The 11,075-nt window shown below is 48.6% G+C and carries 6 protein-coding genes; all 6 read left to right on the forward strand.

All coding sequences use genetic code 11. The features are described 5' to 3' along the window. Positions 1–5: 5 nt before the first annotated feature. The 6 genes from ACEW9O_RS28970 (at position 6) to ACEW9O_RS28995 (ending at position 10,502) form a co-directional block, all read left to right on the forward strand. Positions 6–1,490 (forward strand): M12 family metallopeptidase, encoded by a 1,485-nt coding sequence (locus ACEW9O_RS28970; RefSeq protein WP_373553731.1) that lies wholly within the window; start codon positions 6–8, stop codon positions 1,488–1,490. Between the two features lie 67 nt (positions 1,491–1,557). Beyond that, entirely contained in the window at positions 1,558–2,586 is a 1,029-nt protein-coding gene (locus ACEW9O_RS28975) for a LacI family DNA-binding transcriptional regulator (protein ID WP_373553732.1), read from the forward strand. A gap of 201 nt (positions 2,587–2,787) precedes the next feature. Further along, positions 2,788–3,816 carry a zinc-binding alcohol dehydrogenase family protein gene (locus ACEW9O_RS28980; RefSeq protein WP_373553733.1) on the forward strand — a complete coding sequence of 343 codons (1,029 nt, stop codon included), beginning with the start codon at positions 2,788–2,790 and terminating at the stop codon, positions 3,814–3,816. A 122-nt stretch (positions 3,817–3,938) separates the two neighbouring features. Then, positions 3,939–6,398, forward strand: coding sequence for a glycoside hydrolase N-terminal domain-containing protein (locus ACEW9O_RS28985; RefSeq protein ID WP_373553734.1), 2,460 nt, complete (start codon positions 3,939–3,941; stop codon positions 6,396–6,398). A 47-nt stretch (positions 6,399–6,445) separates the two neighbouring features. After that, positions 6,446–8,113, forward strand: a complete 1,668-nt coding sequence (locus ACEW9O_RS28990; RefSeq protein ID WP_373553735.1) for a glycoside hydrolase family 43 protein — start codon at positions 6,446–6,448, stop codon at positions 8,111–8,113. Positions 8,114–8,120: 7 nt separating this feature from the next. After that, complete coding sequence (locus ACEW9O_RS28995; protein ID WP_373553736.1) at positions 8,121–10,502, forward strand: beta-L-arabinofuranosidase domain-containing protein; 2,382 nt, start codon at positions 8,121–8,123, stop codon at positions 10,500–10,502. Positions 10,503–11,075: the final 573 nt, after the last annotated feature.

Genomic DNA, 11,075 nt, shown 5'->3' on the forward strand with positions numbered 1-11,075 from the left:
TAGCTATGAGACCCATCATCACCCTATTGTTTTTGGCCTTGGCCCAGTGGACTTTTGCCCAAGTGCAATCCTGTCAGGACATTGTCTTTCCCACCCTGAATACCTCCTTGTACCAGGGCGTGTACTACAATGACCTGCGTTGGGACGATGACCACAAAATCATCACGGTAAGTTTCATCAATGGATCTGCATTTTTGCAAAACAAGGTCAAACAATACGCCGTAGAGTGGGGCAGCTATGCCAACCTGCGTTTCGAATTTGTCACTCGGTCGGGTGCCGACATTCGTATTTCTTTTTATCAAGGCAAAGGCTCCTGGTCTTTGATTGGCAAGCAGTCCAGCCAGTTTTCCGTGGATGTCAATACCGGAAAGTCGGTCAGCGGGCTGAATGGCCCTTCGATGAACTACGGTTGGTTCAACGAAAAAACCACGGAACAGGAATTCCGGCGCACCATCTTGCACGAGTTTGGCCATGCCCTGGGAATGTTGCACGAACACCTCAGCCCCCTGGCGGGCATCAAGTGGAACATCCCCAAGGTTTACGCCCACTACATGCAAACGCAGAACTGGAGCAAAGAAGACGTCGACAAAAACGTACTGAACAAATACTCGGTTACCCAAACCAATGGCGAGTACGATCCCAAATCGATCATGCACTACCCCGTCAGCAAGGACTTCACGCTGGACGGCTACGAGGTAGGTTGGAATTATTTGCTCTCGGCAGGGGACAAAAAGACCATTGCCACGATTTATCCGACGTCAAATCCAACCACGACCAATAAAGAAACGCCCAAGCAGCTTTACCGCATCAGTGGGCTGACTTATGGCGACAGCATTTGGTCCTTGACCATGTCCAAAAACAAGGTGACGTATGCCCAGGCCTGGCGCACCCGCCCAAATTTTCCCAAGGATGAAATTCAGGAATATTGGGACAAGGGCTATCAGATCAGCAATTTGAGTTACGGTGGTGGTTTTTGGGCGCTGGTGATGTCGCAAGGCACTGGTTTAAGCGAACAAGTATGGCGCACCCGTCCTGCTTTTCCGCAGGAGGAAATCAATACTTTGTGGGACAGCGGCTATTACATCAACAGCCTCAGTTACGGCAATGGCCTGTGGGCACTAGTCATGTCCAAAGGCACTGGCTATACTGACCAAATCTGGCGTACCCGCGCTACTTTCCCCAAAGACGAAATCAAGGAGTTTTGGGATCAGGGCTACTACATCACCAGCCTCAGCTACGGCAACGGGCAGTGGTCCCTGGTCATGTCCAAAAATGCAGGTTATGCGCACCAACTCTGGCGTACCCGCAATTATTACCCCAAAGATGAAATCCAGGAATTGTGGGACAAAGGCTACCACATCACCAACTTGACTTATGGCAATGGCTTGTGGGCCTTGGTGATGTCCAAAGGAGCAGGTTACCAGTCCCAATCCTGGAGGACTCGGCGGAATTTTCCACAGGCGGAGATTGATGAGTTGTGGAAGAAGTAATGGGCTAAGTAACGCAGAAAAAATTTAGATTTGCAAAAGTAAACTAGCCCATTATGCACCATTTGACATGAGTCGAAAACGGATAACCATTTATGATTTAGCTAGAGAATTGGGCATTTCTGCCTCTTATGTTTCGAGAGCACTGAATGACCATCCATCCATCAATCCCAAAGTATGTGACAGTGTAAAGCAAAAAGCGCGTGAATTAAACTACAAGCACAATTCACACGCTGCCAATCTACGCCAGGGCTCATCCAAAACCATTGGGGTCATTGTTCCACACATCAATCAGTATTTTTTCTCGGAAGCCATCGCCGGGATCGAAGAAGTCTGCTTTCAAAACAACCATAGTCTGATCATTTGCCAGTCGCATGAATCTTTTCAGCACGAATGCAAAGCCATTGATACCCTGGTTCATCAAAACGTTGATTGTATTTTGATTTCTGTTTCGGCAGAAACTCAAACCAGTGCACACCTTCAAAACATCAGAAAGCACAACATTGAGCTCATTCAGTTCGATCGTTGTATGGATGAAGTAGACAGCTTTAAGATTTTAAATGACAATCAAGAGATCACGTATCAGGTGTCCAAAAGCCTGATTGAACAGGGCTACCGAAAAATTGCCTTTATCGGCGGGCCAAGTCATCTTTCTACTTTTGGACTTAGAAAAGAAGGCTTTATCCAAGCCATAAAAGAACATGGATTGAGCATCCCCGCTAATTTCATTGTAGAGAATGCCTTGTCCAGAGAAGAAGCGATTGAAGTTGCCAGAGAACTCCTGGTGCTAAACGAACCGCCTGATGCTTTTTTGAGCATTTCGGACCACCTCTCCTTGGGGGTTTTACAAGTTGCGGAGTCCATGGGCATCCAAGTGCCCGCACAATTGGGTATATTCGGTTTTGCAAATGAAGTATTCGCGCCCATCGTTAAGCCTGCCCTCTCCTCCGTTGATCAAAGAAGTAAGGAGCTGGGAAAACGTGCCGCTCAAATCTATTTTGAATTCATTTTAAATGGAAAAACCACCACGCCGGAGGATAAAACAGAAATCATCGCGAGTGACCTGCTCGTCCGGGGAAGTTCAAAAAGGTTTTTTTGAAAGCATTAACATTAGGCAAGAAACCAGCTGGGTACCAATTTTTATTTCTTTTTTCCCTTCTAAAGCAGACCAATGGTTTGAACATACCCTACTTAAGTCTCAAATCCGGCAAAAATTTATGATTAATTGTACAAATTACATTAATAGTTTTAGCTAAATTTGATCCAACTTGGCACACACTTTATGGTAATCAACAAAAAAATGAAGGCACTTACCTGCATCAAACCTGGGGAACTGGCGTACACGACCAAAGAAAATCCCCCATTGGAGCAAAGCAGGGCCATCATTAAAATCAAACGCATCGGTATTTGTGGTACTGACCTGCACGCTTTTGAAGGTACACAACCCTTTTTTAGCTACCCCCGAATCCTGGGCCATGAGCTTTCGGGTATCTTGGCTGAGTTTGATGAGGCCCCGGGGTTTATGCATGGCGAGTCCGTCACTTTTATCCCCTATTTTAACTGTGGCACTTGTGTAGCATGCCGGGTGGGCAAAACCAATTGTTGCACCCAAATCCAAGTTTGTGGGGTACACATCGATGGAGGTATGGTCGAATACCTTTCCGTGCCTTCTTCAAGTCTGGTGCACGGTGAGGGTTTGAGTTTTGACGAACTGGCGCTGGTAGAGCCGCTGGCTATTGGTGCACACGGGGTCCAAAGAGCGAACATTTCCAAGGGTGAGTTTGTGTTGGTGATTGGTGCCGGGCCAATCGGATTGGGAACCATGGAATTTGCCCGAATCGCGGGCGGAGAAGTCATCGCCTTGGACATCAACGAGCACCGCCTGCAGTTTTGTAAAGAAAAACTCAAGGTGCCCTACGTGGTCAATGCGCTTTCCGCAAATGTCGTGGAGCAACTGATGGACATCACCAATGGCGATATGCCCACCGTGGTCATTGATGCCACGGGCAGCCAAAAAGCCATCAACAATGCTTTTCAATACATGGCCCATGGAGGAAGGTACGTACTGATTGGCTTACAAAAAGGCGACATCACCTTTAGCCATCCGGAATTCCACAAGCGCGAAGGGACTTTGATGAGCAGCCGCAACGCTACCAGACAGGATTTTGAACAGGTGATCACAAATTTGAAGCAGAAAAAAATCAATCCGGCCACTTACATCACCCATCGGGTCATGTTTGATGAAGTGAGCACCGAATTTGAAAGTTGGCTCAACCCGGCAAACGGGGTGATCAAAGCCATGGTTGAAGTCCCCCATTCGAGTTTTTAACTTTTTTTGGTCAAAAATTCAATCGATTGAATAAACATAAAAAGCTCATTTTTAAATAAAAACAAAACCCTAACAGTGAAGCTTTAGCAAGTAAAACCCTAGACTCTGCCAAACCTACAACGATGCAACAAACATTCTTTTTTGGTTTACTTCTGGTAAGCACTTGGGCCTTTTCCCAGGAAAAACAAGGTTTAAAACTTTGGTACAATCAAACTTCAGGTACCAAATGGGAAAATGCCCTCCCCATCGGCAATGGTCGCTTGGGGGCGATGGTCTACGGCAATGTAGACAAAGAAACCATTCAACTCAACGAACACACGGTTTGGAGCGGCAGCCCCAACCGCAATGACAATCCCGCGGCTTTGGATTCGCTGGCCGAAATCAGAAAACTCATTTTTGAGGGAAAACACAAAGAAGCGGAAAGACTGGCCAACCGAGTCATCATTACCAAGAAGTCGCATGGGCAAATGTTCCAGCCGGTTGGTAGCCTCCACCTGAATTTTGCGGGCCATGAAAACTACAGCAATTATTACCGCGAACTGGACATCGAAAAAGCCGTAGCCAAAACTTCTTATGTGGTTGATGGGGTTACTTATACCCGAGAGGCCCTGGCTTCGTTCCCCGATCGGGTAATCGTGCTGCGGCTCACGGCCAGCAAAGCCGGAAGCCTCTCCTTTTCCGCCAATTATTCCTCTCCCCAGCGCAAAAAAGTATTCGCTACCACGCCAACCAAGGACTTGACCATCAGCGGGACCACCAGCGACCACGATGGGGTAAAGGGTATGGTGGAATTTAAGGGCATCACCCGGATCAAACTGGATGGCGGCAGCCTGAGCTCCAACGATACTTCGCTTACGGTCAAAGGTGCCAATTCCGCTACCCTATTTATTTCGATCGCAACGAACTTCAACAATTACAAGGACGTCAGTGGCGACGAGGAAAAACGGGCCGCGGATCATTTGAACAAGGCCTATCCCAAAGCTTATGCCACTATCTTAGCTGGCCACATTGCGGCCTACCAAAAGTACTTCAAGCGGGTCAAACTGGATTTGGGCACTACTCCTGCCGCCAATTTGCCAATCGACGAGCGCCTAAAAAACTTCAGCAGTACCAATGACCCTCATCTGGTCAGCCTGTATTATCAATTTGGCCGGTATTTGTTGATTTCTTCCTCCCAACCCGGCGGCCAGCCCGCCAACTTGCAAGGCATCTGGAACAACCGCCTCAATCCACCTTGGGACAGCAAGTACACCATCAACATCAATACGGAGATGAACTACTGGCCCGCCGAGCGCACCAATCTCGCCGAGCTGCACCGACCACTATTAGAGATGGTCAAAGAACTTTCGATTACCGGACAAGAAACCGCCAGAACCATGTACGGCACCCGCGGCTGGATGGCCCACCACAACACCGACATCTGGCGCATGAATGGCGCGATCGACGGGGCGTTTTGGGGCATGTGGACCGCAGGAGGGGCCTGGCTCACCCAGCACCTGTGGGAGCATTACCTCTACAATGGCGATAAAACGTATTTGGCAACTGTATATCCTGCCCTCAAAGGAGCAGCCTTGTTCTATGTTGATTTTTTGATCGAACACCCTCAGTACAAATGGTTGGTCGTCAGCCCCGGCAACTCCCCCGAGAATGCGCCCAAAGCGCACGGGGGCTCTTCTCTGGATGCGGGAACGACGATGGACAACCAGATTGTTTACGACGTTTTTAGCTCGACCATTCGCACGGCTCAGCTTTTGGGTAAAGATGCCGCCTTTGTAGACACCTTGAAACAATTGCGCAGCCGCCTGGCCCCCATGCACATTGGCCAACACAACCAGTTGCAAGAATGGCTGGACGATGTGGATGCCCCCGATGACCATCACCGACACGTATCCCATTTGTATGGTTTGTTTCCATCCAACCAGATTTCCCCTTACCGCACGCCTGAGCTCTTTGCGGCTTCTCGCAATACCTTGCTGCAACGGGGCGATGTATCCACTGGATGGAGCATGGGCTGGAAAGTGAACTGGTGGGCCAAATTGCAGGATGGCAACCATGCCTACAAATTGATCCAAAACCAGTTGACGCCACTAGGGGTAAATCCCGATGGTGGCGGCACCTACAACAACCTCTTCGATGCGCACCCACCTTTCCAAATTGACGGCAATTTTGGTTGTACCTCGGGCATCACCGAAATGTTGCTACAAAGTTCCGATGCTGCCGTTCATCTCTTGCCCGCATTACCCGATGTTTGGCCCAATGGCAGTATTGGTGGGCTACGAGCCTGGGGTGGTTTTGAAGTCGTAGACCTACAGTGGAAGGACGCTAAAGTGGTCAAGTTGGTGGTAAAATCTACTCTGGGCGGCAACCTACGCTTGCGGGTACCCAATGCTTTGAAGTTGAGCAATGGGGCGAGTTTGAAAGTAGCTACGGGTAAAAATCCCAACCCCTTTTATCAAACCGAAGAAACGCCTGCGCCGATTGTTTCGGCTAAAGCAACGATCAAACCGCTGGAGTTGAAAGCAACGCTAGTGTACGATGTGCCTACGCAGAAGGGGTTGGTTTATACCTTCGCAGGGCAGTAATTCGAGGTTTCATTCAACATTTTTTCAAACTTTTAAAAAACGCAGTCATGCATAAACTATATCAAATAGTCGTCATTTTACTCTTCGCCAGCCAAATTGGCCTGGCTCAAATCACCATCCCCAACCCCATCCTGACCGGGTTTTATCCCGATCCCAGCATCACGCAGGTGGGCAAGGATTATTACCTCGTCCATTCCACATTTTCGTACTTCCCCGGCATCCCGGTGTTTCACAGCAAGGACTTGAAAAACTGGAAACAAATCGGCAATGTCATCCACCGCAATTCCCAGATGGATTTTATGGGAGAACGTTTGACCCGGGGCTTGTTTGCCCCTTCCATCAGTTATCACAAAGGCACTTTTTACGTGGTCTGCACCGACATTGACCACGACGGAAACTTCGTCGCAACCGCCAAAGATCCCGCAGGTCCCTGGAGCGATCCAGTGAAGATTCCGCAAGTACGCGGCATTGACCCATCCATTTATTTCGACGATGACGACAAAGCCTACATCGTGTACAACAGCGATGCGCCCGACCGTAAACCCTTATACTCAGGGCACCGTACAGTCAGGGTGCAGGAATTTGACCCCGTCGCGCTGAAGGTATTTGGTGAAGAAAAACAACTGATCAATGGCGGTGTCGACATCACCAAAAAGCCCGTCTGGATTGAAGCGCCACACTTCCTGAAAAAGAATGGCTGGTATTATTTGTACGCTGCGGAAGGTGGCACTTCGGTCAATCACTCGGAGGTGGTTTTGCGCAGCAAATCGATTTGGGGACCTTTTGTGCCTTACGAGCAGAACCCGATTTTGACCCAGCGCGATTTACCCGCTGATCGCAAAGACCCGGTTACTTCCGCTGGACACGCTCAGTTTGTAGAAGGCCCCGATGGAAAAACCTATGCCATTTTTTTGGCGGTAAGACCTTATGAGGGCGACTATTACAACACTGGCCGGGAAACCTTCATCGCCCCCGTAGAATGGAAAAACGATTGGCCCATCATCAATCCCGACCATAAAGAAATCCAATACTCCTACACGGCCAAGTACAAGGAAGTCAAGCAAAAAGGGGCCTTGCCACAAGCGGGCAATTTTCAATACACCCTGACTTTTGAAAAAAACCTCGACCCTGCCCTGCTCTTCATGCGCAAAATAGACAGCAGCTCTTTCTCCTTGTCCAAAAAGCAGGGACTCACCCTGAAGCTGAAGCCGGAGACAGTCATGGATTTCAGCAATCCTTCTTTCATCGGCAAACGCCAGCAACACCTGTACAGCACAGCAGAAACCGCTTTGAGCTTCACCCCCACTGCGGAACATGAAAAAGCAGGTTTGGTGATTCTTCAGGATGAAAAACATTTTTACTACTTGTGCAAATCCCAGTCGCAGGGCAAAGCGGTGATTCAGTTGTACAAAAGTATAACCACGGAAAAATCCATGGAATTACTTGCTGAAATTCCGGTAAAAGCCTCCGCAAAATCAGTGGGCTTGCGCATCAGCTCAGCGGGCGACACCTACAGCTTTTACTGTTCAGAGGATTTCAAAACCTGGAAGCCGTTGAAAGAGAAAGTAGACGCTAAATTCCTCAGCACCAAAGCGGCAGGAAGTTTCATCGGCTGCCTGTATGGGATGTACGCCACTTCTTCGGGACAAACAAGTACGAACTCAGCTTCTTTTAAATACTTGAAATACGGGGGAAATGACCCCATGTTCAAATAATCGCACCATGAGAATAGCGTTGCTTCTCGTCAGTATTTGCAGCCTCCTGGGCATTTGCACCACAAATGCCCAGGATCGGCTCTACTCCAACTCATTTTCGCTTGCTGAGGTGAGCTTACTCGAAGGGCCCTTCAAACACGCCCGTGACCTCAATATTCAAACCCTGCTGCAATACGATGTAGACCGAATGTTGAATCCTTACCGCAAGGAAGCCGGGCTCCCCGAAAAAGCGGCAAGTTATCCCAATTGGGATGGTTTGGATGGGCACGTAGGTGGGCACTACCTATCAGCCATGGCCATGAATGCCGAGATAGGGAATGCCGAGTGCAAAAAGCGCCTGGAATACATGCTCAGCGAGCTCAAAGCCTGTCAGGAGGCCAATGCCCTCAAACATCCGGCTTGGGGAATTGGTTATCTCGGCGGGGTTCCCAAAAGTGCGGAAATCTGGTCGACCTTCAAAAACGGCGACTTTAAAGCCTTGCGCGCGGCCTGGGTGCCCTGGTACAATTTGCATAAGTTGTATTCAGGTTTGCGCGACGCCTGGTTGTATTCCGGTCATGAAACGGCCAAAACCCTGTTTTTAACCTTCTGCGACTGGGGAATCGCCATCAGTTCCGATTTAAGCGAAGCGCAAATGCAATCCATGTTGGACATCGAGCATGGGGGCATGAACGAGATTTTTGCCGATGCCTACCAAATGACCGGGGATGAAAAATACCTAAGGGCGGCAAAACGCTTTTCCCATCAAGCCTTACTCGATCCCATGTCGATGGGCAAAGACAACCTGGACAACAAACACGCCAATACCCAGGTGCCCAAAGCGGTAGGTTTCCAGCGCATCGCGGAATTGAGCAAGGAAGACAAATATGCCAAGGCAGGCCGTTTTTTTTGGGAAACCGTTACCAGCAAGCGCAGCCTGGCTTTGGGTGGTAACAGTCGTCGGGAGTTTTTCCCTAGTGTAGCGGCTGGCCACGACTTTGTCCACGATGTGGAAGGGCCAGAGTCTTGCAATTCCTACAACATGCTCAAGCTGACGGAGGAGTTGTTCCGAGCCAATCCATCCGGCCGTTACATGGATTATTACGAAAGAACCTTGTACAACCACATCCTTTCTACCCAACACCCCGAACATGGGGGTTATGTCTATTTCACTCCGGCTCGCCCACGCCATTACCGCGTTTATTCTGCGCCCAATCAAGGCATGTGGTGTTGTGTGGGCAGTGGCATGGAAAACCACGGGAAATACAATCAGCTGATTTACACGCAGCAAAAAGATTCCTTGTTCTTGAATTTATTTATTGCTTCATCACTGAATTGGCGGGCAAAAGGAATTGTGCTCAAACAGGAGACCAATTTTCCGGAGGAGGAACAAACGAAATTGATCATCACGGAAGGCCGTGCCCGATTTACGCTGATGATCCGCTATCCTTCCTGGGTGCAGGCTGGCGCATTACAAATCAGGGTCAACAACAAGCGTGTGGCCTACACCACTTCGCCTTCTGCTTATGTGGCGATTAAGCGACTGTGGAAAAAAGGGGATGTTGTACAAATTACGCTCCCCATGCGCAACACCCTTGAGCACTTGACAAATGCTCCTGAATACGTTGCCTTGCTACACGGCCCAATTCTACTGGGTGCAAAAACCGGAACTGAAGGATTAAAAGGATTGATTGCCGACGATAGCCGTTGGGGGCACATTGCCAGTGGGGAAAGACTTCCGATTGACCAAGCGCCCATTATTATTGAGGACGATTTGGATAAAATCGGTACCAAACTGGTGCCCATTAAAGGTAAACCGCTCAGTTTTACTGCGCCAAATTTAAAAATGGTCAACTCCAGCAATTTGGTACTGGAGCCATTTTATCGCATCCACGATGCACGCTACATGATGTATTGGATGGCATTGACGGGTACAAAATACCAATCCTACCTCGATTCAATCGCTGCGCTCGAAAAAGAAAAATTGGCCTTGCAAAAACGCACCCTTGATTTTGTCGCCCCTGGTGAGCAACAACCGGAAGTAGATCATGCCCTACAAAGTGAGCAGTCACGCAAAGGCTCGTTTATGGACGAATTTTGGCGCGACGCCAACAATGGTGGGTATTTCAGTTATCAAATGGCCACCAATGGCGAAACCAACTTGGACCTCCGGGTACGCTACTGGGGTGCCGAATGGGGCAACCGGAAATTCGACATCTACATCGATGAGGAAAAGTTGATCAGCGAAAACAATACGGGTCGATGGCATCAGTCGCAATTCCAAGACATTGACTATTCGATTCCAGCTTCGATGCTACAGGGGAAAACCCGGATCAGGGTAAAATTTCAGGCACCAGCACAAAATACTGCGGGGGCGGTTTATTACCTCCGCTTGCTGCGGAAAAGCTAAAGGGGAATTGTACCCACTTAAACTATAAACGACTCTTAGGCCCCACATAAACTATAAACAAACAAAAAACTGTACTGCCGCAACGGTTACGACCACAAAAAGGCACATGTCTATCTGGGGGAACACGCTTCCTGTTACTTCTAAACGAAGAGGTAAATTCTACATTTAACTTGTTACGCAGCTTCGCTGCATTTTGATTTCACCACGACGTCACGACGAACACGACGTTTTACGCTGCGCTTATTTGAGGCTTCGCCTCTTTTGCTAAAAGCGACAACAATGGGAAAACGGATGACCCGGATTAAAGCGGATTGAAACGGATATATTTTTGATTGCCTATCATTTATCCGTTTCAATCCGCTTTAATCCGGGTCATCCGTTCTCCTAATTAATGCCGCTCTACGCCGAAGGCGTAAAAGCGCGTAGCGCAAACGTCGTGTTTTCTATGGTTCAAGCAAGACATTGTTCAAATTTTTTTGATACATAACTTGATTTTTAACGACGGCAAAAACCCTGAGCAAAATCTTGTTGCGCATCGCATTGATAATGCAAAGATGGTCTTTGCCTTCTTTG

The organism is Haliscomenobacter sp., from assembly GCF_041740695.1.
In the GTDB taxonomy this organism is placed as follows: domain Bacteria; phylum Bacteroidota; class Bacteroidia; order Chitinophagales; family Saprospiraceae; genus Haliscomenobacter.